Raw genomic sequence first — 21,616 nt, 5'->3', positions numbered from 1 at the left:
GTTATCTTGCAACGGCCTTCGAAAGGCCGTCTTGGGCCACAGCGAAACGGCAATTTGTGCAGAAACGAAACCCGTCAATGGGGGCGGGAAAGGGCTCTGTGCCGGACGTCCGAGGGGGTTTCGCCATAGGCCCTGCGAAAGCTGTTCGTAAAATAGCTGAGATCCCCGAACCCGCAGCCATAGGCGATTTCCGCGATCGTCCGTTTCGCAAGATGCGGCATGGACAGATGGCGATGCGCCAGCGCCAGTCTTTCGCGCAGGACGAAGGCGGTGAAGGTCACACCGTCCGCCTCGAAAAGCAACTGAACCACCCGCACACTCAAACCCGCGGCGTTGGCGACCGATCGGATGCCGAGTTCGGGAGAAATGAGGTGGGTGAGTGTCCAGCGCTTTATGGCGTCCAGCCGTGCGGCCCGCAGTCCCCGCCCCGCGGCAAGTTCCGTCGCGCCCCGGTCGGTTCCGACCGCCAGCGCCACCAGATCGGCCATGTGGATGGCGGCGCGGTGTGCGAACTGGGCCGAGGGGCCGGCATCGTGCAGCGCGCGATAACTGCCGAGATAGGATTTCAGCAGCCGCATCGCCGGATTGTCTGGTGGTATGCGCCGCATGAGCGCGGCTTCGGCGTCGGGCAGCAATGGGCATAGGAGCGAACGTTGCAGTTTCATCGACACATGCGGAAAGGCTTCATGCGTTTCGAAATCCATCCGGTCGGCGCAGGAAAGGAGAGCGGCCGACCCATCGGCGGGCAACTCGCTGCCGAGTTGCAATACCCCTCCCTTGGCAGGCGAACTGCTCCACAGCAGCGTGAAATCATCGTCGCCGCGCGAGAGGTCGTAACTCGATGCGAAATGCGGCGAGACCCAGGCATCGGTGACGGTCAACCCCGGCAAGAACCGGGTTTCGACCTCCATCTGCGGATCGTCGGTCTTGGGCGTGAGGTCGAGGTTCGCTATGGCGCGCCCGGCGACCTCCCGCACCACGTCCCGACGTTGAGGCCGCGGTATCCCGGCAAGCGAAAACCGGAAAGTGGTCGCATCATTCTCCATGCACGTGCTCCCCGCCGCGGAGTTACGAGAATAGAGACCCAGTCATTTTTGTTTGGCGGAGGCTATGACCTGAATCCCTTTGCGTCAATCGCGCACCGGCAATGCGTGACAATCCAAAGGGGATGATTCGCTCTGCGGGCGGGAGAAATTAGCGCCGTTTCTCCAGCCACCAGCTTTGTCGCCAACCATAGGAACTGGCAATCGGATCGCCCGCATTGTTGGTCGCGGGCCTGAAGCGGAAGCGGTCCTCGATCAGCCGGCACGTCACCCGGTCGAGCGAGGCGTCGCCGCTCGATCGGGTGACGCGGCAGCCGGTGACGCGCCCCGTCGACTGGATTGTGAAGCGCACCTCGACCTCGCCGCCGACCTTCGCGCGCGCGGCCTCCCTTGGGTAGTCGCTGTCGCGGATCGTGCCGCTGCGCCACACCGCCTTCGATCCGCCGCCGGTGCCGCTGCCAGATCCGCCCGCGCCGGTTCCATTGCCGCTGCCACCCGCGCCCGATCCGGGGCCGGGGAGGGGCGTCGCGCCCGCCGAGGCATCGCTGCCGGTGCCGGGGGTCGGCGCCGCAGGAACCGGCGGGGGCGTGATCGGCGGCAGTTTGGGTTTGGGCGCGGCGACGGGCGCCGCCCTGGCGTGCTTGTTCGCGGCCGAGGCCTTGCCGCTCGCCGTGTCGTTATCGACGGGCGCGGACTGCGCCTCCTCGTGTGGGGGCGGCGGGGCAGGGAGGGCGATGGCGGCGATCGTTTCGCTCGCCTTGCGGACGATGCGAAGGTCGAGGCCGTTGACGAGAAGGAAACCCGCCACCATCACCGCAAGCAGCGTCGCGCCGCTCGCTGCGGTGTGCTGCCGGCCCGAAAGCTGCCCCGTATAGACCATGGCGCATCCCGAGCGCGCGACCGCCGCGCGCCTTCGCCGCCAGTTTAGAGGAAATCGTCTAGCGTGGACATGAACCGCTCGAACTGGTCGTGATGGAGCCAGTGGCCGGCATTTTCGAACTCGATCACTTCCGCGCTCCGGAAATGCGCGATGCGCCCGTCCTTTTCGGGATTCGAGGCCCAGCTATCGGCGCCATAGAGGAGCAATGTCGGGCAGACGATCGCCGACCAGAGCGATTCGATATCGGCCTGCGGCAGGTCGACCACCGGCCAGACGTTCAGATAATTGTCGAACTTCCAGCTCCACGTCCCGTCCTCGTTGCGGCTGATGCCGTGGATGGTGAGGTGGCGCGCCTGTTCGGGGGTCAGATAGGCATTTTCGGCCATCATCCGCGCCAGCGCATCGTCGAGCGTCGCATAGCGGCGCGGCGTGCGCCCCGCCGCCTGCCTTTTGTCGTCGATCCATTTGCGAAACCGTTCGGCGAACGGGGTCGCGGCGCGTTCGGCGAGCACCTTCGGCGACGGGCCGAGTCCCTCGATCGCGACCAGCTTGCGGACATTTTCGGGATAGAGGCCGGTGTAGCGCAGCGCGATATTGCCGCCCATCGAATGGGCGACGATCGTCACCGGCGCGAGGTCGAGCTGATGGACGAGCTGCGCGAGATCGTAGACGAAAGCGCCCATCTCGTAATTGCCGTCGGGCGCCCAGGCGCTGTCGCCATGGCCGCGCAGGTCGGGCGCGATGACGTGCCAGCGGTCGCGCAGTTTCTCGGCCACCCAGTCCCAGTTGCGGCAATGGTCGCGGCCGCCGTGGACAAGGAGCAAGGGCGGCGCCTCTTCGTTACCCCAATCGACATAGTGCAGTTTCAAACGCTGCGAGACGAAACTGTTCGAGGTGGGACCACTTGCCATCGGCGCTTCCTTGTTGTCTGGTTGGGTTTCAAAAGGCGACTGGTCTCGATCCGTCAAGCCCCATCGCCGCAACTGGGAGAAACTGGAGCATGTCGACCTTTCGGGACAATCTGTTGGCGGGCAAGACCGCGTTCGTTGCCGGCGGCACGAGCGGGATCAACCTCGGCATCGCCAAGCGTTTCGCCGAACTCGGCGCGAAAGTGGCGGTCGCGGGTCGCGATCCCGACAAGGCGGCGCGGGCTGCCGAGGAGATCGGTTCCGGCGCGATCGGCCTGTCGGGCGACGTACGCGACTATGCGGCGATTCGCGGGGTGATGGAGACGGTGGCCGACAGGCTGGGTCCGCTGGACATCGTCATTTCGGGCGCGGCGGGCAATTTCCTCGCGCCGGTGCTCGGCATGTCGTCGAACGCCTTTCGCACCGTGGTCGACATCGACCTTAACGGCACCTTCAACGTGTTCCGTGGCTGTCACGACCTGCTGAATCGCCCTGGCGCCTCGCTGATCGCGATCACCGCGGGGCAGGCGATCAACGCCTCCGCGTTGCAGGCCCATGCCTGCGCCGCGAAGGCCGGGATCAACCAGCTCATCCGCGTCCTCGCGCTCGAATGGGGGCCGGAGGTGCGTGTCAACGGCATTTCGCCGGGGCCGATCGCCGATACCGAGGGGATGAAGCGGCTCGCGCCCGATGCCGAAACCCGCCAAGCCCATTACGACCGGATTGCGATGAAGCGCTGGGGCAAGGTCGCCGAGGTCGCCGAATCGGCGGTCTTCCTCTGCTCGCCCGCCGCGAGCTACATCACCGGGACGATCCTCGACTGCGACGGCGGCAGCCAGATCGGCGACGCATCGCGCGGCGACCTGGCGAAAGGGATGGCCTGAACCAAAAACGCCGCCAGCCCGTGCGGGTGGCGGCGTTTTGAATGGTGGGCGTGGCAAGGATTGAACTTGCGACCCCTGCGATGTCAACACAGTGCTCTACCACTGAGCTACACGCCCATCCCTTGGGGTGACGCGCCCCCTAAAGGCCTCCGCGCCGCTTGGCAAGCCTTTCGTTAGGGCTGGCTCGACCGATCGACGCGGCCGAAGAGATTATCGACCTCGCGCACCAGATCCTTGAGGTGGAAGGGCTTCGACAGCAGCTTCGCCTGCGGCACATTTTTCTCGGCGCGAAGCGACACGGCGGCGAAGCCGGTGATGAACATCACCTGCGTATGCGGCGCCGCCTTGGCGGTATGCTGCGCGAGTTCGATCCCGTCCATCTCGGGCATGACGATGTCCGAGAGCAGCAGGTCGAAGGTGCCCGAATCGATATAGGGCACCGCCGCGGTGCCGCGATCGACGGCGGTGACGTGATAGCCGGCGCCGGTCAGCGCGCGCGCCAGATATTCGCGCATCACATCATCATCTTCGGCGAGCAATATGCGAATCATCTGGCAATCTGTTCCCTGGTCCGGCGGCGCGCGAGTCTGGTCCGCGTTCCCCCTGTTTAGCTCGTCCCCCTGATAGCGCGAGACCTTTAACAAATTCCGGTCGTACTGGATTCCTCTGTCGATTTTTGGCACGCTTCGCCGATGCCCTTAGCTTCGCTCCCTGCCGCCATCGCCGTCGACCGGCCGGCAGAACCCGGTCCGGTCGTCGTGTCGGTCTCGCACGCGGGGCGTATTTATCCGCCCGAGATACTGGCCGCGGCGCGGGTCGATCGATCGGTGCTCGAACGCCTCGAAGATGGCTGGTGCGACCTGATCGCCGCCGATGCGGTAAAGGCGGGTGCGACGTTGGTGCAAGCGATGTGGGCGCGGGCCGTCGCCGACTGCAATCGCGGCGAAGGGCAGATGGCGCCGGGCGAAGTCGCGCCGCCGCTTCGCCCCCGCTTTTCGGCGCCGGGGCGCAAGGAGCGCGCCGGACTCGGGGTCGTGCCGACGCGCCTTGCCGATTGCGGATCGCTGTGGAAGCGCCCGATCGATGGGCCGCAACTCGACTGGCGGCTCGACGCGCTGCACCGGCCGTTCCATCGCGCGCTTGCCGCCGAACTGGCGGTTGCCCAAAGGCGGTTCGGCGGAGCGATCCTGATCGACCTGCACAGTATGCCGCCGATCCCGCGTGGGCAGCCGGGGCACGGCGCGGGGATTGTCATCGGCGATCGTTTCGGCGGAACCGCGGATGAGGCTTTGATCGAGTTGATCGTTGATGAAGCCGAGGGCCTCGGCGTTCCCGTCTCGCGCAACCAGCCTTATGCCGGCGGACATATCGTTCGGACGCACGGCAAGCCGGCGGATGCGATTCAGGCGGTGCAGATCGAGATCGACCGCAGCCTCTATCTTCAGGCCGACCGCACCCCCGACCCCGAACGCGTGGCAGCGCTTCGCAACTGGTTTTCCGGGCTCGTCGAAAGGGCAGGGCGGATTGGGGCCGATGTCCTGCCGCTGGCCGCTGAATAAAAAACCACCTCGTACCGAAGTACGAGGTGGCCAGGGTCCAGGGAGGACGCACCCGCGTCTTGCGACGGGGCACTCGCCACGATGGAAAGGGGGAAAACCACGGTGGCGTAACGACAATCTATGCATTGTCGCGCCGACTTACAAGAGCCGTTGATTACAAAAGAAACCGATCCGGCAGAGTGCCGATTTTCGCGCACAGGCGCGGCTGCGTTGCGGTCTCATATCGATTGCGGAAATAAGCTGGTCGGGGAGAGAGGATTCGAACCTCCGGCCCCTGCCTCCCGAAGACAGTGCTCTACCAGGCTGAGCTACTCCCCGACCGATCTTTGCACCGGCGGACCGGCGCGAAGGCAGGGCGGTCCTCTAGACGCGCAATTTGCGAACATCAAGCGCCAATCGGCATGAGTGCGATGATTGTGTGCTGGCGATGGCATCGGGCCTATTGATGCATGTTGGAGTGGCGGCTTTGGGGCGGGGAACGGTCGTTCCCAGCCCTCGTCACCCCGGACTTGATCCGGGGTCCCGCTCAGCGACCTCGAAGAAGCGAGACCCCGGATCAAGTCCGGGGTGACGAAGAGGGGATAGGGCAGCTTCCGGCGGTTAACGGCCATCCGATGCAGGGGCCTAGATCAGCCCGGCGCTGCGAAAGCTGAAATGTCCGTTCTCGACGAAGATCAGATGATCCGACAGGTCGATGCCGATCAACCGCAGGAACTGCCCGGCCTCCTGCGTACAGCGCAGGTCGGCCTCGCTGGGCCGCGCGATTCCGGACGGGTGGTTGTGTGCCATCAGCACGGTGGCGACGCGCCGGCCGAGCAGGCGGTTCCAGCAGGCAGGCGTGATGACGCAGCGCCCGCTCGTATCGCCCGCGACGCTTTCGAGTCCGGCAAGCCGGCCATAGGCGTCGAAGCCCGCGAGCAGCGCGATTTCGCGATCGGCGAATAGCATCGGCCGCAGCAGATGGCGCGCGATCGCATCTTCGGCGTCGCGGGGCACGAAGCCGGCGGCTCCCGCAACATGCGGTCGCTTGTCGATGGGTTCGCGCAGGATCATCCCGCGCTTGTGCGACGGGCGCCACGGTCGCCCAAGCGGCGATTGAGCCGTATCGGAGGATTGCCGCCCCGCACCGCCGACCCCCTTGTCGAGCCGCGGCACGGGGCCTAGCAAAGAGAGCGACAGCGAGGAGCGTCTTTTGTCCGATTCCATCCATTATGAGCTGCAATATCTCGACCTGATGCGGCGCATCTGGACCGAGGGCGACGAGCGCGTCGACCGCACCGGAGTCGGCACGCGCTCGCTGTTCGGCGAGACGATGCGATTCTCGCTGAAGGACGACGCGATCCCGCTGCTGACGACGAAACGCGTCTATTGGAAGACTGCGCTGCGCGAACTGCTCTGGTTCCTGACCGGCGACACCAATATCCGCGCGCTGGTGGCGCAGGGGGTGAAGATCTGGACCGACTGGCCGCTCGATAGCTATCGCCGCACGACCGGCGAGGCGATCAGCGCGGCCGATTTCGAGGCGCGGATCGTCGCCGACGCGGATTTCGCGGCACGGTGGGGCGATCTCGGTCCCGTCTACGGTCATCAATGGGTGAACTGGCCGCGCTACGAAGCGGCAGGCGAGGGACTCTTCCGCCGCGCCGCAGAGGGGCATAACCAGATCGCGGCGTTGATCGAGTCGCTCAAGACCAATCCGGGCTCGCGCCGCCATATCTTCACCGGCTGGAACGTCGCCGATTTGGACCGGATGGCGTTGCCGCCGTGCCACATGACCTATCAATTCCACGTCCGCAGCGACGGCGGGCTGTCGTGCCTGCTCTTTCAGCGCTCGTGCGATCTCGGGCTCGGCTTTGCCTTCAACATCTTCGAGGCGGCGCTGTTGACGCGGATGATCGCGCAGCAATGCGATCTTCACGCGCACGAGGTCGTGTGGACCGGCGGCGACGTGCACCTTTATCTCAACCATGCCGAACTGGTCGAGGAGCAGTTGCGGCGGGTTCCCGAGGGTGCGCCGAAGCTGCGCATCCTCCGCCGTCCTTCGAGCATTTTCGACTACCGGTTCGATGATTTTGCGGTCGAAGCCTATGCGCCGCAATCCCATATTTCCGCGCCCGTCGCAGTCTGACCACCGGCGTTGCATTTCCATGGCGACTGAAATAATATGTCGCCAGCACGAAATATAACTAGGCGCTGATTCGCGCCCCGAAGGGAAGAAGATATGCCCGAATCGCCGAAGGCGAAACCGGGGCGTTCGGCGAGCAATCTGCCGCCGCTGTCGCTCCATATTCCCGAGCCGCGCTATCGCCCCGGCGACACCCCCGATTTCGGCGATATCGCGATTCCCGCGGTCGACGCGACTCCGCGTCCCGGCGAAGCGACCAAGCCCGATGCGATGCGCGAGCTTTGCTATGGCCTCGTCCGCGTGCTCGATTTCGACGGTGCGGCCAAGGGACCGTGGGACCCGAAGCTGTCGCCCGACCGGCTGCGCACGATGCTGCGCACGATGATGCTCGTCCGCGCCTTCGACGATCGCATGTTCCGCGCGCAGCGGCAGGGCAAGACCAGCTTCTACATGAAATGCACCGGCGAGGAGGCGACCTCGGTCGCCTCGACGATGGCGATCGACCGCACCGACATGGTGTTTCCCAGCTATCGCCAGCAGGGCGTTCTGATCACGCGCGATTATCCGCTGATCCAGATGATGAACCAGATTTACTCGAACCGCGGCGATCACCTGCTCGGCCGGCAGCTTCCGATCATGTATTCGGCGCCCGAGCATGGCTTCTTCAGCGTGTCGGGCAATCTCGCGACGCAGTATCCGCAGGCGGTGGGTTGGGCGATGGCCTCGGCGTCGAAGGGCGACAACCGCATCGCGACCACATGGTGCGGCGAAGGATCGTCGGCCGAGGGCGACTTTCATTCGGCGTTGACCTTTGCGACCGTCTATAATGCGCCGGTCATCTTCAACGTCGTCAATAACCAGTGGGCGATTTCCAGCTTCTCGGGTTTTGCGGGCGGCGAGCGCACGACCTTCGCGGCGCGCGCGGTCGGCTATGGCATCGCCGGGCTGCGCGTCGACGGCAACGATCCGCTCGCGGTCTATGCGGCGACTCAGTGGGCCGCGGACCGCGCGCGGACGAATAACGGCCCGACGCTGATCGAGCATTTCACCTATCGCAGCGAGGGACACAGCACGTCGGACGACCCGAGCGCTTATCGCCCCGCCGACGAGGCGACGGTCTGGCCGTTCGGCGATCCGATCGCGCGGCTGGCGCAGCATCTCGAACTGCTCGGCGAATGGGATGCAGAGCGCCATGCGGCGCAGGCGAAGGAACTCGACGATCTGGTGAAGACGACCCAGAAGCAGGCAGAAAAGCTCGGCATTTTGGGTCACGGTATGCACCAGCCGTTCGAGACGATGTTTCAGGACGTGTTCGAGGAGATGCCGTGGCACCTCAAGGAGCAATGCGCCCAGATGCTCGCCGAGCAGGAGGCCAAGTTCGGCCCCAACTGGAAGCCCGAATAATGGCCGAGACTAAGACCATGAACATGATCGAGGCGATCAACAGCGCCATGGACATCATGCTCGAACGCGATCCCGCCACCGTCGTGATGGGCGAGGATGTCGGCTTTTTCGGCGGCGTGTTCCGCGCCACCGCGGGCCTTCAGAAAAAGCATGGCAAGACGCGGGTGTTCGACACGCCGATCAACGAATGCGGCATCATCGGCGTCGCGGTCGGCATGGGCGCCTATGGCCTGCGCCCGGTTCCCGAAATCCAGTTCGCCGACTATATCTATCCGGGGCTCGACCAACTCGTTTCGGAGGCGGCACGGCTGCGCTACCGCTCGGCGAATGACTTCATCTGCCCGATGACCGTACGCACGCCGTTCGGCGGCGGCATCTTCGGCGGCCAGACGCACAGCCAGTCGCCCGAGAGCATCATGACGCATATCTGCGGCGTCAAGACGGTGATCCCGTCGAACCCTTATGATGCCAAGGGCCTGCTGATCGCGGCGATCGAGGACAACGACCCCGTCGTCTTCCTCGAGCCCAAGCGCATCTATAACGGCCCGTTCAGCGGCTATTACGACCGCCCGGTCGAGCCCTGGTCGAAGCATGATGCGAGCGCGGTGCCCGAGGGCTATTACCGCATCGACCTCGGCAAGGCGGCGACGGTGCGCGAAGGCGAGGCGGTGACCGTGCTCGCTTATGGCACGATGGTGCATGTCGCGAAGACGATCATCGAGGAGATGGGCGTCGACGCCGAAATCCTCGACCTGCGCACGCTGCTGCCGCTCGATGTCGAGGCGATCGAGGCGTCGGTGAAGAAGACCGGGCGCTGCCTGATCATCCACGAAGCGACGCGCACCTCGGGCTTCGGCGCCGAACTGGCGGCGCTGGTGCAGGAACGCTGCTTCTATCATCTGGAGGCGCCGGTCGAGCGCGTGACCGGCTTCGACACGCCCTATCCGCACAGCCTCGAATGGGCCTATTTCCCCGGCCCGGTCCGCATTGCGACCGCGCTGACCAAGATCTTGAAGGACTGACGCCATGGCCCGCTATTCATTCCGTCTGCCCGACATCGGCGAAGGCATTGCCGAGGCCGAAATCGTCGCGTGGCACGTGCGTGTAGGCGACCGCATCGAAGAAGACGCGCAGCTTGCCGACATGATGACCGACAAGGCGACCGTCGAAATGGAATCGCCGGTAACGGGGATCGTTGTCGAACTGGCGGGCGAGGTCGGCGACATGGTCGCGATCGGATCGACGCTCGCGGTGATCGAGACCGAGGGCGAGGTCGCGGAAGTACCCGCCGCGGAAGCGGTCGAGGAAGAGGTCGTCGTGGAAACGCCGGGGGCAGAAGAGGTATCGGTGGCGGAAGAAGCTCCCCTCCCGCGTGCGGAAGGGGCTAGGGGAGGGCGTGTCGAACCCGCCCCGCCGGTCACCGCCGAAACAAGCCCTCCCCCGACCCCTCCCGCAAGCGGGAGGGGAGATAAGGCCGTTCTCGCTTCCCCCGCCGTCCGCGCTCGTGCGCGCGATCTCGGCGTCGACCTGTCGCAGGTTCAGGCCGAGGGCGACCGCATTCGCCATGCCGACCTCGACGCTTTCCTGCGCTACGGCGCCGGGCAGGGCTATCATGCTCCCGGCGCGAGCCGCGCGCGCGCGGATGAGCCGGTCAAGGTCATCGGAATGCGGCGCAAGATCGCCGAGAATATGGCGGCGTCGAAGCGCGCGATCCCCCATTTCACCTATGTCGAGGAAATGGACGTCACCGCGCTCGAAGAGATGCGCGCCGACCTCAACGCCAATCGCGGCCAGCGCCCCAAGCTGACGATGCTGCCTTTCCTGATCGTCGCGATCTGCCGCACCATCCCGCAGTTTCCGATGATCAACGCGCGCTATGACGACGAAGGCGGCGTGGTGACGCGCTATGGCGCCGTGCATCTCGGCATGGCGACGCAGACCGACGCGGGGCTGATGGTCCCGGTGATCCGCGACGCGCAGGACAAGAATGTCTGGCAGCTTGCAAGCGAAATCACGCGTCTCGCGGAGGCCGCGCGCGCCGGCAAGGCGAAGGTCGAGGAACTGACCGGCGGCACGCTGACGGTTACCTCACTGGGTCCGCTCGGCGGCATCGCGACGACGCCGGTGATCAACCGGCCGGAGGTCGCGATCATCGGGCCGAACAAGATCGTCGAGCGTCCCGTCTTTGACGGCGACGACATTCGCCGCGCGAAGCTGATGAACCTGTCGATCAGTTGCGACCACCGCGTCGTCGACGGCTGGGACGCCGCGAGCTATGTTCAGGCGCTGAAGAAGCTGATCGAGACGCCGGTCCTGCTGTTCGCGGATTGATAAACCTCGTCATTGCGAGCGAAGCGAAGCAATCCAGGGCGGTTCACGCCGGCTCTGGATTGCCGCGTCGCCTTCGGCTCCTCGCAATGACGAGCACTAAAGCCCCAATCCAGCAAAGCTCGTTTGGTCGAACTTCAGCCGGAACGTCACATAAGCGCCCGAGCGCGAGAAGCGCGCGTCCTCGAAATCGCGGTCGTGGAAGCCCGCGAAATTATAGCCCAAAGTGACGTTGGCGTTCTTCATCGGCGCTAGCGTCACCGTCGGCCCCGCGGCCCAGGCGATGGTGTCGCCGCCGGTGCCGATCCGCGCGGTACCCGAAGCGCCGACATCGACATGCTCGCCGAGGTTGAAGCGGAAATCGGCGCCGAGCAGGTTCGACCAGCCCTTTACGTCGTCTTCGCCGAAGCGGTCGAAGCTGTAGCGGGTACCCCAGAAGAAGCCGATCTCGGCGCGTTCGGTCCACTCGCCGCCATGAGTCTTGAGCGGGGTCCAGTTCACCGACAGGCTGTTGAGCAGGCGGCGGCTGGTCGCGTCGCCGTCGATGGTCAGCGCGGCGCCGCCGATCGGCCCGGCCTGACCCGCGACCGCGCCGCGCACCTTGTCCGAGCGAAATTCGCTCTTGTTGAGCCACGAAAGCTGCGAATCGGCGGGACGGTGCGCCCAACTCGCCTCGAAGCTGATGACTTCGGTCGTGGGCGTGGTCCCGCTGCCGCTCGCCTTCGCATAGGTGAAGAGCGCGCCGAGCGCCTGGCCTTCGCCGAGCTGGCGCAGCGCACCGAGCGTCAGGCCCGTGCGGTCGGCGAGTTCGCCGTCGCGATATTCGGCGCGACCGGTCAACGTCCAGCGCGGGGTGCGATAGGTCGCGCCCGCGCTGACTGCGAGGAAATCCTCGGTCAGCGTGCCGTTGTCGCCGAGGAAGCCGCCCGAGGCGACCGGCTGCGCGGCGTTGAGCACGTCCCTGGCGCGAATGCCGCCGAGGGTACGGTTGCCGTCGACCGACAGATCGATCGACCAGCGTTCGTCGAGTTTCAGCGATTGCGACAGACCATAGGCGGCAAAGCTGCGCGGGCCATATTCGCCGATGTCCTGCTGGTTCGCGGTCGCGAGCAGCCGCGCCCCGGCCCAAGGCGCGAGGTCGAAGCCGAGGCGGGCGGTGCGTGCCTTGACCGTGTCGCCGTCGGCGATCTCATAGCTGCCGACCAGATTGACGTCGCGTGTCACCGCGTAGCGCGCACCGATGCGGTGACGAGTCGGGAAATCGACGCTGGCGTCGTCGCCGCCGAGCGCGAATTCGGTCTGTGCGTCGAGCTCGAGTTTCTTGTCGAACAATCGCTGCGTCGCACCGAGCTGGACGATGTCGGACGTATTGCGCGACCCGTCGGTGAGGCGATCGTCGGCATGGGTCAGGCCCGCGCGCATCACGGTGGTGCCATTGTCATATTCGACCAGCGCCTTGGCGGCGCGGCGGCGCGCATCGACGTTCAGATAATCCTCCTGCCACGCGCTGCCCGTCAGCGACAGGCTGCGGCTGGCCTTGACGCGGGCATCGAAGCCGAATTTGCGCGTGCCGTCCTCACCGCTGTTCAATTGACCGGTGCCGAAACCCGCTTCGCGCTCGCGGACATAGGCGAGGACGTCCATGCTGCGGCTGTGATGCTCGGCTTCGATCAGCCACGCCTTGGCGGTTCCCACCGCCGCCGCGCCGCCGTTCTTCGCCTTGGCGTCGCTCACCGCATATTCGGCGCGTACTTCGGTATCGGCGTTCGGGCGATAGCGTGCGTCGACGCCGCCGAGGTTCGTTTTGGTGCTGTTGTCTTCGTCATGGATCATCGTTGCGCCGACGCGCAGTTTTTCGTCGGTCGATCGATAGCTGACGCGACCCCCCGCATTCAACACGCGCTCGCCAACGCCATCGACTTCATATTCGGCGACGATAAATTGCGGGTCGAGCGCCGACGAACGGCTGAGCACCGGCGCGCGGAAACGCAGCGTGCCCGCGAGATAGTCGATGTCGTAATCGATGTTGCGCGTCATCGTGACGCTGTTCACGATCCGCTCGCTGTGCAGCCGGTCGCGCGTCTCGATGACGATGCGCTCGCTGTTCGGCAATATGTCGCGCGCGCCAAGCGGATAGGGGCCGGTCAGGCCGTTGCCCTGAATTTCGTCGCGGCGGAAGCGATAGAGGGTGTCGGCGGCAAAGGCGGTCGCGGCGAGGTTGCGGCCGCGATATTCGGCCTTGCTGCCGTTCAGTGCGCGCTGATAGCGGGCGAGCTGCGGTTCCGAAATTCCGGTCTCGATATCGCCGAACATCGCATAGAATTGCGGGCGTTCGAGGCGCAGATAGAGCTTGCGCACCGACGCGGCGTCGTAGCGCGTTTCGCCCCGGTCGGCGTAGATGGTGTAATAGGCGCGCGGGTCGATCACGCCGCCGAAGCGCGAGTCGTCCTGATCCTTGTCGCTGTCATAGGCCAGCGTCATCAGCCATTTGCCCTGGATGCGCCCCTTGGCATAGAGCGCAAGGCGCGCGTCGGCGTTGAGATCGTCGAGCGTCTCGGCAACGGGCTCCATGCGGTCGTCGAGCGTGTTGTAGCCGATCGTGCCAGTTGCGAAGCCGACGACGGTCCACGGTCGATCGCCCGGATCGAGCCAGGTCTCGATCGTCTGCTTGCGCTCGACCTTGTCGTCGCGGAAGGCGAAATCCATCGTCAGCGTGCCCGACGCGGTGGTCGGTTCAAGCTCGATATAGGCGATGCCGTCGTCGCCATCGATGCGCCACACCGGCTGCGCGCGTTCGAGGCCCGAAAGCTGGCGCGCCTGCTGCGCGTCGGCCTCGACGGCGGGATAATAGGGCGCGGGGACGCTGAAATCGCCGGTCAGGCCCGACCGGATCGGCTTGCCGTCGCGGTCGGTCAGGCGCACCGCGATCACCGGGCGCGTGACGCCGTCGGCGACCAGCACCGATTTTTCGCGGATCAGCGTCGCGCGCATCGGGGTGATCGCATAATGGACGCTGCGTTCGAGCGTCTCGACGACCGCGCCACTGGCGTCGGTCACCGTCGCGGCGAGGCGGTTGTCGCCCTCGCGAATCTCGATTCCGCGCCACAGGCTGACCGCGATCAGGCCGTCGGCCGACTTGCTCACCCCCTCAAAGGTCAGCGCATCGACGGGCTTGCCGTTGATCGTCAGCGACACCTTCTGGCCCGGCGCGTGCTTGATCGCGGCACGGATCGCCTTGGTGCGCGGATTATGGTCGATGTCGGGGAAGAGCCAGCCGATGCCCGGAGCCTGGCCCGCGAGCCAGTCGCGGTGCGCGCCGGCGGCGTCGGGGTCGCTCATCGGCTTGGGCGCCTTGAATTTCACGCTGTCCGGCACGGTGCGCGGCGCGGCGGCAGCGGCGCGGAAGTCGGCGCGCTTCAGCGAGCCGCCGCGCCCCTCGACGAAGCGCGAGATCGCGCTGCCCGCGCTCGCGGTCGAGCGTGCGCAGTCCACAGCCTCGCGGTCGAGCGGCAGCGTCGAGGGATCGATCTGGACGACATGCAGGCCGGGGCGGACGCCTTCGAAATGATAACGGCCGCCCTCGTCGGTGACGGTGTAGCTGCCGTCCTGCAGCATCACGCGAACGCCCGCGATGCCGGGCGCCTTGCCGGGGTTCACGGCGCAGCCGCCGTCGGTGATGCGGCCGATGATCGTCATCCGGTCGCCGAGCTGGTCGCGCTTGATCGCGATCGTCGCCTCGGCGACATTGCTCTCGGTTCCCCGATTGTCGGCGGCCGAGGCGCGGTTGAGCGCGCTGCCGGGCTGCGCCGACACCGTGACTTCGGCGACATAGGTGAGCAGCACGCTGCCCGCGGGCGCGATCGGGGGCAGGGCGACGGTGAAATCGCGGCCGTTGGCGTTGACGGCGGCATCGACGCGCGCGCCGTTCACGCGCACCGTGTCGGCGCGCAGGCGCATCCCGGCGGGCAGCGTGTCCCTGACCGTCACCACACCGGTCGAGCGGCGGGCGTCGCGGTTCGCGACTTCGATACGATATTGCACGACGTCGCCCGGAACCGCGGTCTGGGTCGAGGTGGTCTTGCGCAGGACGAGCGGCAGGCCGGGCTGGTCGACCGGAATGTCGACGCGCACCGGCGCCGGGCTGTCGAGCGTGAAGACGCGGCTGTAGCTGGCGTCGGTGATGGTGAAGGGCTGGCCGTCGTCGGGGCGGCGTAGGCCCGCGAGATCGGCGGCGCTCGATTTCGACGGCGCGCTATAGGGCGCGGGCGGCTCGACGATCAGGCGATAGGAGCCGGGTGCGACGAAGGGAAAGCGATAGTCGCCGGCGGGAAAGCTGTAGACCCGCCCGCTCGCGTCAGCGACATCCTGCCCGGTGACGATCGTCGCGGGATAGGCCGAGGTGCCGTCGTCACCGAACACCTGCGCGGGCTGGCCGGTTGCGGTGTCGATCAGCGTCACGCGGCTGCCCGGAACCGCCGAGCCGTCGCCGCTGTCGAACACCATGCCGAACGGATCGACGAGGAAATCGATCGTCGCCGTCGCGACGAGGCTGGCGTTGGCCTGGTCGGTGACGCGAAGCTGGATCGGCGACCCCGGATCGACCGACAGGCGGCAATCGCCCGCAACGACGGCCGGCGGAACGCCGATCGTGTTGATGAAGCCCGCGAATTCGCCGCTGTTCGCGGCGGTTTCGGTGAGGGTGATGCGCTCGCTGTCGCCGTTTGCGAGATCGAGCACCACCGGCAGTGTGTCGATCGCGTTCGGATCGACGTTCGCCGAGGCGAGCGCGACGCCGACCACCAGCACTTCGCCGGCGCGAAACGCATCGCTGCTCTGGAGCGAGGCCGGGGCGGTCGAAAGGCCGGCATAGGCGCCGGCGAGCTGGATCAGGCTGCCGGCGGCGGCGCGCGCGCCCGGATTGGCGGCGGCGCAGCGGGTCGGAACGAGCGGCGCGGTCTTGTCGCCGCCGCTCCCGACGAGGCGATAGGTCTTGATCACCGGCTGTTCGGGCGGACGGGCGCGGACGGTAACGTCGACGCGGTTCGACATAATCTGGCCGGGCTGGCCGCCATCGGTCCATTCGGCCGACGCGGTGTTGGAAATCACCTGCGCGTGCGCGGGCCCCGCAGGCAGCAAGGCTGCCGCGGCCAAAGCGGCCACGAAGGACATATAGGCTTGGCGGAATGGCATCGCTGGTCCCGAAAGGGCAGCGGGAGGCAGGCGATTCGCCTATTCCCGCTGTCCCGTCATTCCGTCCGGTCAGTTGACCGTCGCGCGGAAGACAAGCGTGCGCGTGTCGCCTGCCGCGACGGTCGCGATCGTCCCCGACACGTTCGGGTTCGTATAGCTGCCGCCCGCGACGCCGTTGGCGTTGCAGGTACTGCCGGTGACCGTGCCGTTCAGCAGGATCGAGCTGGTGACGAAGGTCAACTGGCCCGGAACCGGGTCGTTGATGACCACCGACGTCGCGTCGGCGCTGCCGCTGTTGGCGACCGCGATGCAATATTCGACGACGGCACCCGGAATCAATTTCGGATTGCTCGTATTGTTGAACGGATCCGAGATGACGCGGCTGGTCTTGGTGACCGCGAGCGTCGCCGTCTGGACGGTATAGTCGTCGTTGTCGCTGTGCGAGCCGTCGCGCGCCGTATCGCCCGCAACCCCTGCGATGTCGGCAAAGACGGTATCCTTGCCCGCGGTGTTCGCGCCGGTCGTCTGGGCGATCGCCAGACCCTGTGTGCCCGCCGTGCCGCCTTCGCGCGCCGTGGCGCGCAGCGTCACCCCGGCAACGGCATTGTTGGCGAGCCCCACCGGAATGTCGGCGACGACGAACAGGCGGATCGGCGTGTCGACCGCGAGTTCGTCGATATAGGTGACGAGCGTGTCGCCCGCGTCCCAGTCACCGACTACGCCGCTCGCCGTATTGTCGCGATAGATACGGATATTGGTCGCATCGAACGTGTCGGTGCCGCCGTGCGAGGCGGTGCCGCCGTTGATCTGCGTCGCCGCCAGCGCGAAGTCGAGCACTTCGTTCGAGCTGTTGGTGAGCTGGAAGGTCGTGACGGCATTGCTCTGTCCCGGCACGACATTGGTCGTGACGTTCCCCACCTCTTCGACGAGCAGGTTGATCTTGCGGTCGACGGTGAAACTGTTCGACGCGCTCTCCTGACCTTGCGAAACGCCGCCGACCTTATAGTCGACGGTGGCGGTATTGGTGATCGAGGTTCCCGCGGTCGTCCCGGCCGCATAGGCCGGGCCGGCGGCAGCGACGGACGCCGCTGCCACACCGATGGTGCCCCAGTAAGTCAGCTTGCTGGTCATAGCTGAATCCCCAGGCTTGATTGGCTGCCAAATTCCCCACCGCCGGCAACCGTTAAGCGGTTTTGATCACGTCGTTATTTGACGATTCCCCTGAACATGAGCTTCCCCGCGCCTCCGGCCGGGATCGGCTTCTGGAACGCCCAGCGGATGTGCGTGACATCGGCGGGCTGCGCCGGGCGGCGGCTGCCGTCGGCGAGCGGAACGGTCAGCGCGTCGAGCGTGCCCCAGGTCTGGCCGCCATCGACCGAGACGATCGGCCGGGTGTCGCCCGCATCGGCGAAGCGGACCGCCGACGGCATCGGATTGGTGACCACGAAGCGGTCGGCGGCCTGGGCACCGGCGTTGCGATAGTTGAGCACGAAGACGAGCCGGTCGCCGGGAACGACGATCTTCGGTTCCTCGAGCAGCACCCGCTGCTTGCCGCTGGCGTCGGTGGTCACCCGTTCGACGAATACGCTGTTGTCGAGGGCGACCTGGTTTGCGGCAAGCGCCGGAGCAGGCGCAAGGGCGGCCGACAGAAGAATAAGCGCGATACGCATACGCATCTCCATCATTTGATCTTGGTCTTGAAGCTAACAGCGCGGGTCTGGCCGCCCGCGACGGTACCGAGTTGAACGCGGATTCGCGTGCCGTCGTAATCGCCCGCATCGGCATCGGTCGCGTCGGTCAGCGCGGTGGCGCCGAGCGCGATCGAATTGACGACATAGGCGGTGTCCGCAGGCACATTGTCGGTGATCGCAAGGCTGTTCACCGAGCCCGATCCGGCGATGGTCGCGGTGATCGTATAGGTGATGGTGGCGCCCGGAACGGGTTCGCTGCCGCCGAACGGATCGACGACCACGGCCGATTTGACGAGCGTCACGGTCGCCGCCGACACCTTATAGGCGCCATTGTCCTGTCCGTCGGCGCCGGTCGAACCTACGATCGCATCGCCGCCACCTTCGCCCTTGCCCGCGAAGCTGGTGCCGGGCGCGCCGGTGCCGGTCTTCGCCGCAGCGACAAGTGTGACGATCCCGCGATTGCCGTCGGCGGCGGACGCCGGCGTCGTCGCGAGCACGAACACGGTCATCGCGGTGTCGGGCTGAAGCGGCGATTCCGACCCCGCCACATAGAGGGTGTCGGTCGGATCCCAGGTGCCGTTGCCGTTGGCGTCGATGAAGATCTGCGTGACGACGGGATCGTAATTGTCGCCGCCGACGTTGGCGATCGTGCTGAGCGCGAAGGCTTCAGGGCCGTTGCCGGTGTTGGTGACGCGATAGGTCAGAACCTGGTTCGTCGCCCCGGGCGCCGTCGGCACGTCGGTAGCGTTGCCGGCGACGGTGACGTCGAGCAACTCATCGACTTTCAGGTCGACGCGGTTCGAATCGATCGTCTGCGTGCCGCCGCCGTTATCGAAGCTGGCGCTCGCGGTATTGCTGATCGTCGTGCCGGCGAGCGTTCCCGTGGCGTGGGCCGCGGTTGGCATGACGCATATCGCAACGAGCGCGATGGCTGAACAGGAGGGAAGAAGAAGCGAATGATGCTTCGCGCCCCCCACAGGCGCTTTCACCATGATTTTGACTCCAAAGCTGGTCCTTGGAATTCGCCATCGCGGAAAAAGAAAAATTTCTGGTTAAAATACCGATAGAAAATGGGATTTTGACCCGTATCGGGACAAAGCGGCAAGCAGGCCGGCGAATCCGGCGTGGCTGGCGCGGCGAACAAAGCTCGCGTAGGAAGAAGCGGTTGAGCGGGAGATAGACGTCGTGGCCGAGGACAGGGGGAAGAGGGACACGCGACCGGCGCGCTCCGGTCCCCTGCACCAGATCGAAATCGACGATTTTCGCCGCGACCGCCTGCTTGCGGCATTGGCGTTGATCGTGGGCGCGGCCTTCTGCCTTGCTTTGCCCTTTGCATTGCAGGCGGGGGCGGAATTCTTCCTCCCGCTGACCGCGGCGATCGTCATCTCGATCGCGCTGGTGCCGCTGCTCGAATGGCTCGAGCGGCGCGGCGTGCCGTCGGGCCTCGCGGCCTTCCTGTCGCTCGCGGCGTTCTTGATGCTCGTCAACGCGGCGCTGGCGATCATCGTCGTGCCCGCGACCGGCTGGTTTGCGCGGATTCCCGAATCGATCCCGCGTATCCAGAGCAATCTTGCCCCGCTTATAGATTTTTATGCTAGCTTTCAGCGCTTTGTGGATCGAACCTTGATGTCGGTGGCAAGCGGGACCGAGGCGACGGCGCAGGCGGTCGCGGCGCAGGCGCCGTCGTCGGTCGTCGATTATTTCATCTCGGCGGCGCCGGCGGCGGCGATCCAGCTCTTCTTCGCCGTGCTCGTCATCTTCTTCTTCCTTGCCGGCTGGACGCGGCTCCGGCGCGGGACGATCCGCCGTCGCGGCAGCTTCGACGGCGCGATGCAGACCGCACGCGTGATCCAGAATGTCGTCGACGCGACTGCCGACTATCTGGCGACGATCACGATGATCAACGCGATTCTGGGGCTCATCGTCTCGCTGCTGCTCTGGGCGCTCGGCATGCCGTCACCCTTCATGTGGGGCGGGATCGTGTCCCTGTGCAATTTCGTGCCCTATCTGGGGCCGATCGTCGCCGCAGTGCTGCTGGGGCTCGGCGGGTTGATGACCTTCGACGCAGTGGGTTTCGCGCTGTTGCCCGCGCTGATCTTCATCGGCGTGCATCTGGTCGAGGCGAATCTCGTCACGCCGCTGGTGCTGGGGCGGCGGCTGACGATCAATCCGCTGCTGATTCTCGTGTCGCTGAGCTTTTGGGGATGGGTGTGGGGGACGCCGGGCGCGCTGCTCGCGGTGCCGCTTCTGCTGATCCTGCAGACCGTCCTTCATTCGACTGGAACCCCGGATCTTGCGGGTTTTCTGTTCGAGCGCGGCACGCTGACGACGACCGACGAGATGCGCGATCGATTAAATCGCACAAAGGGCGATAGCGACGGTTGACAGGCCGAAGCGCGGCGCATATTGGCGCTGCTCCCAAGCACACGCGGGTGTAGCTCAGTTGGTTAGAGTGCCGGCCTGTCACGCCGGAGGTCGCGGGTTCGAGCCCCGTCACTCGCGCCATTTCCTGCCCTTTCGGGCGAAATGGTCACCGCAGCTTGGGAGCCTTCCAGAACCGGAATATGACGGGGTCGGCGCGGCGCTTCAGCCGCGCCACCGCCCCAGTTCCATCCAGCGCAGCAGCGGCTTAAGCGGCAGCACCCAGACGATCCCCGCGACAAGATAGAAGGCCGCCTGGATCAGGATCGGCCAGGTTCCGACCCACGGCGACAGCGCGACGACCAGCGTCGCCCACAGCGCGATCAGCGCCAATATCAGGAAAATGCCCGCGGGCTTGCGCCAGCTCGGCGGCGGGTCGGCGGGTAGCTGGCTCACAGTCGGTCTCCGGTCACGATATATTCCTGTTCGGTCAGAATGGCGTCGAGTTTCGCGTCGGTCGGCTCGATAGGAACAGTGTCAACTTCCTGCACCGACCAGGCGATTCCGATCCGCACAATATCGGGACGGGCCGCAAAAAAGCGGTCATAATGCCCGCCACCCTGGCCGAGGCGTCCCCCGTGTCGGTCGAAGCCGACGAGGGGGCAGAGGATCAGGCCGGGAAGCAGAAATTCGGCCTCGTCGGCGGGCTGCGGCGTTCCCCATGGGCCTTTGGTGAGCGGGTCGCCGGGCTTCCAACGTCGGAAATCCATCGTTTCGATGCGTCCCTCGTGGTGGGGAAGTGTCAATGTTTCCTCTGTCAACATCGGCAATATGTCGGGTTCGGAACCCGAAGCGACATAAGCGGCGACAGGGCTGGACGCCGCCACAAGATCGGCAAGGGGGGCGGGAAGGGCGCGGAACGCCGCCAGCCGCGCCATGGCGTCCAGATTGGCGGCGAAATGCCGGCGGCGGAAGCGCAGCTTCTCGCGGAGCTTTTGCTTCTGCTGGGCGAGGTCGTCGGAAAGCATGTCGTTTCCGCTCCTCTGAACGTAAATGGCGGGGAACCAGATGGCGAGTGGCGGGACCACCGTGGGTCGTTTGCTGGAAGATCCTCTGACGCCAGTAACGTCAGGTGGGGACCATATACGTCGGACCAGGGTCCGGGCAGGGACAGCCCCCTAGGATGATGTATCGCCTCAGGGATTTTCGCAAAAGCTCGTACCGGGCAGTGCCCGCCGCCCCC

General features: G+C 65.8%; 18 protein-coding genes and 3 tRNA genes. 8 read left to right on the top strand and 13 right to left on the bottom strand.

Translation table 11 applies throughout. From position 1 onward, the window contains the following. Positions 1–74 precede the first annotated feature (74 nt). The 3 genes from NP825_RS08435 to NP825_RS08425 all read right to left on the bottom strand — a co-directional run bounded on the left by NP825_RS08435 (position 75) and on the right by NP825_RS08425 (position 2,834). Positions 75–977, bottom strand: a complete 903-nt coding sequence (locus NP825_RS08435) for an AraC family transcriptional regulator (protein WP_257550331.1) — start codon at positions 975–977, stop codon at positions 75–77. Positions 978–1,194: 217 nt separating this feature from the next. Then, positions 1,195–1,923: an energy transducer TonB gene (locus tag NP825_RS08430; RefSeq protein ID WP_257550329.1), complete on the bottom strand. Its 729-nt coding sequence runs from the start codon at positions 1,921–1,923 to the stop codon at positions 1,195–1,197. Positions 1,924–1,967: 44 nt separating this feature from the next. Beyond that, entirely contained in the window at positions 1,968–2,834 is an 867-nt protein-coding gene (locus NP825_RS08425) for an alpha/beta fold hydrolase (protein ID WP_257550327.1), read from the bottom strand. 89 nt (positions 2,835–2,923) lie between these two features. On the opposite strand from NP825_RS08425, the gene NP825_RS08420 reads away from it, so the two are divergent. After that, positions 2,924–3,715 carry an SDR family oxidoreductase gene (locus NP825_RS08420; RefSeq protein ID WP_257550324.1) on the top strand — a complete coding sequence of 264 codons (792 nt, stop codon included), beginning with the start codon at positions 2,924–2,926 and terminating at the stop codon, positions 3,713–3,715. A 42-nt stretch (positions 3,716–3,757) separates the two neighbouring features. Here the strand turns inward: NP825_RS08420 and NP825_RS08415 are convergent. Then, positions 3,758–3,832 (bottom strand) — tRNA-Val (locus NP825_RS08415). 56 nt (positions 3,833–3,888) lie between these two features. Next, the gene (cpdR, locus tag NP825_RS08410) at positions 3,889–4,266 is read right to left on the bottom strand and encodes a cell cycle two-component system response regulator CpdR (RefSeq protein ID WP_257550322.1); all 378 of its coding nucleotides are present in this window, start codon (positions 4,264–4,266) and stop codon (positions 3,889–3,891) included. 141 nt (positions 4,267–4,407) lie between these two features. Here cpdR and NP825_RS08405 point away from each other — a divergent pair, with 141 nt between their 5' ends. Next, positions 4,408–5,274 (top strand): N-formylglutamate amidohydrolase, encoded by an 867-nt coding sequence (locus NP825_RS08405; RefSeq protein WP_257550320.1) that lies wholly within the window; start codon positions 4,408–4,410, stop codon positions 5,272–5,274. 241 nt (positions 5,275–5,515) lie between these two features. On the opposite strand, the gene NP825_RS08400 is transcribed toward NP825_RS08405, so the two are convergent. Both NP825_RS08400 and NP825_RS08395 read right to left on the bottom strand, forming a co-directional pair. Beyond that, a tRNA-Pro gene (locus NP825_RS08400) sits at positions 5,516–5,592 on the bottom strand. Positions 5,593–5,898: 306 nt separating this feature from the next. Beyond that, on the bottom strand, positions 5,899–6,429 hold the full coding sequence (locus tag NP825_RS08395) for a JAB domain-containing protein (RefSeq protein WP_257550318.1): 531 nt from the start codon (positions 6,427–6,429) through the stop codon (positions 5,899–5,901). Positions 6,430–6,466: 37 nt separating this feature from the next. Between NP825_RS08395 and thyA the strand changes: the two genes are divergently transcribed. The 4 genes from thyA to NP825_RS08375 all read left to right on the top strand — a co-directional run bounded on the left by thyA (position 6,467) and on the right by NP825_RS08375 (position 11,134). Next, on the top strand, positions 6,467–7,402 hold the full coding sequence (thyA, locus tag NP825_RS08390) for a thymidylate synthase (RefSeq protein ID WP_257550316.1): 936 nt from the start codon (positions 6,467–6,469) through the stop codon (positions 7,400–7,402). Positions 7,403–7,495: 93 nt separating this feature from the next. After that, positions 7,496–8,803: a 3-methyl-2-oxobutanoate dehydrogenase (2-methylpropanoyl-transferring) subunit alpha gene (locus NP825_RS08385; protein WP_257550314.1), complete on the top strand. Its 1,308-nt coding sequence runs from the start codon at positions 7,496–7,498 to the stop codon at positions 8,801–8,803. Between the two features lie 17 nt (positions 8,804–8,820). Then, the gene (locus NP825_RS08380; RefSeq protein ID WP_257551351.1) at positions 8,821–9,825 is read left to right on the top strand and encodes an alpha-ketoacid dehydrogenase subunit beta; all 1,005 of its coding nucleotides are present in this window, start codon (positions 8,821–8,823) and stop codon (positions 9,823–9,825) included. 4 nt (positions 9,826–9,829) lie between these two features. After that, complete coding sequence (locus NP825_RS08375; RefSeq protein WP_257550312.1) at positions 9,830–11,134, top strand: dihydrolipoamide acetyltransferase family protein; 1,305 nt, start codon at positions 9,830–9,832, stop codon at positions 11,132–11,134. Between the two features lie 96 nt (positions 11,135–11,230). Here NP825_RS08375 and NP825_RS08370 read toward each other — a convergent pair whose 3' ends face one another. The 4 genes from NP825_RS08370 to NP825_RS08355 all read right to left on the bottom strand — a co-directional run bounded on the left by NP825_RS08370 (position 11,231) and on the right by NP825_RS08355 (position 18,917). Next, positions 11,231–16,321 (bottom strand): hypothetical protein, encoded by a 5,091-nt coding sequence (locus NP825_RS08370; RefSeq protein ID WP_257550310.1) that lies wholly within the window; start codon positions 16,319–16,321, stop codon positions 11,231–11,233. Positions 16,322–16,390: 69 nt separating this feature from the next. After that, on the bottom strand, positions 16,391–17,452 hold the full coding sequence (locus tag NP825_RS08365; protein WP_257550308.1) for a DUF11 domain-containing protein: 1,062 nt from the start codon (positions 17,450–17,452) through the stop codon (positions 16,391–16,393). Positions 17,453–17,526: 74 nt separating this feature from the next. Continuing rightward, positions 17,527–17,991: a hypothetical protein gene (locus tag NP825_RS08360; RefSeq protein WP_257550305.1), complete on the bottom strand. Its 465-nt coding sequence runs from the start codon at positions 17,989–17,991 to the stop codon at positions 17,527–17,529. An 11-nt stretch (positions 17,992–18,002) separates the two neighbouring features. Further along, complete coding sequence (locus NP825_RS08355; RefSeq protein ID WP_257550303.1) at positions 18,003–18,917, bottom strand: hypothetical protein; 915 nt, start codon at positions 18,915–18,917, stop codon at positions 18,003–18,005. A gap of 280 nt (positions 18,918–19,197) precedes the next feature. Between NP825_RS08355 and NP825_RS08350 the strand changes: the two genes are divergently transcribed. Further along, complete coding sequence (locus NP825_RS08350) at positions 19,198–20,397, top strand: AI-2E family transporter (RefSeq protein ID WP_257550301.1); 1,200 nt, start codon at positions 19,198–19,200, stop codon at positions 20,395–20,397. A gap of 43 nt (positions 20,398–20,440) precedes the next feature. Next, positions 20,441–20,517: transfer RNA gene (locus tag NP825_RS08345), tRNA-Asp, on the top strand. Positions 20,518–20,598: 81 nt separating this feature from the next. Here NP825_RS08345 and NP825_RS08340 read toward each other — a convergent pair. Continuing rightward, positions 20,599–20,829, bottom strand: coding sequence for a DUF2842 domain-containing protein (locus tag NP825_RS08340; RefSeq protein WP_257550299.1), 231 nt, complete (start codon positions 20,827–20,829; stop codon positions 20,599–20,601). After that, entirely contained in the window at positions 20,826–21,401 is a 576-nt protein-coding gene (locus NP825_RS08335; RefSeq protein ID WP_257550296.1) for a 5-formyltetrahydrofolate cyclo-ligase, read from the bottom strand. Before NP825_RS08335 ends, NP825_RS08340 begins: the two co-directional genes overlap by 4 nt. Between the last annotated feature and the right edge of the window lie 215 nt (positions 21,402–21,616).

This window comes from Sphingopyxis sp. DBS4 (assembly GCF_024628865.1).
In the GTDB taxonomy this organism is placed as follows: Bacteria; Pseudomonadota; Alphaproteobacteria; order Sphingomonadales; family Sphingomonadaceae; genus Sphingopyxis.
This window is presented reverse-complemented; position numbering and strand designations above follow the sequence as displayed.

Coding starts and splice junctions, on each gene's coding strand:
- NP825_RS08425 (WP_257550327.1), bottom strand. CDS start 2,834: ATGGCAAGTGGTCCCACCTCGAACAGTTTCGTCTCGCAGCGTTTGAAA.
- NP825_RS08360 (WP_257550305.1), bottom strand. CDS start 17,991: ATGCGTATCGCGCTTATTCTTCTGTCGGCCGCCCTTGCGCCTGCTCCG.
- NP825_RS08405 (WP_257550320.1), top strand. CDS start 4,408: ATGCCCTTAGCTTCGCTCCCTGCCGCCATCGCCGTCGACCGGCCGGCA.
- NP825_RS08335 (WP_257550296.1), bottom strand. CDS start 21,401: ATGCTTTCCGACGACCTCGCCCAGCAGAAGCAAAAGCTCCGCGAGAAG.
- NP825_RS08355 (WP_257550303.1), bottom strand. CDS start 18,917: ATGCCAACCGCGGCCCACGCCACGGGAACGCTCGCCGGCACGACGATC.
- NP825_RS08365 (WP_257550308.1), bottom strand. CDS start 17,452: ATGACCAGCAAGCTGACTTACTGGGGCACCATCGGTGTGGCAGCGGCG.
- NP825_RS08385 (WP_257550314.1), top strand. CDS start 7,496: ATGCCCGAATCGCCGAAGGCGAAACCGGGGCGTTCGGCGAGCAATCTG.
- NP825_RS08370 (WP_257550310.1), bottom strand. CDS start 16,321: ATGCCATTCCGCCAAGCCTATATGTCCTTCGTGGCCGCTTTGGCCGCG.
- NP825_RS08375 (WP_257550312.1), top strand. CDS start 9,830: ATGGCCCGCTATTCATTCCGTCTGCCCGACATCGGCGAAGGCATTGCC.
- NP825_RS08420 (WP_257550324.1), top strand. CDS start 2,924: ATGTCGACCTTTCGGGACAATCTGTTGGCGGGCAAGACCGCGTTCGTT.
- NP825_RS08430 (WP_257550329.1), bottom strand. CDS start 1,923: ATGGTCTATACGGGGCAGCTTTCGGGCCGGCAGCACACCGCAGCGAGC.
- NP825_RS08380 (WP_257551351.1), top strand. CDS start 8,821: ATGAACATGATCGAGGCGATCAACAGCGCCATGGACATCATGCTCGAA.
- cpdR (WP_257550322.1), bottom strand. CDS start 4,266: ATGATTCGCATATTGCTCGCCGAAGATGATGATGTGATGCGCGAATAT.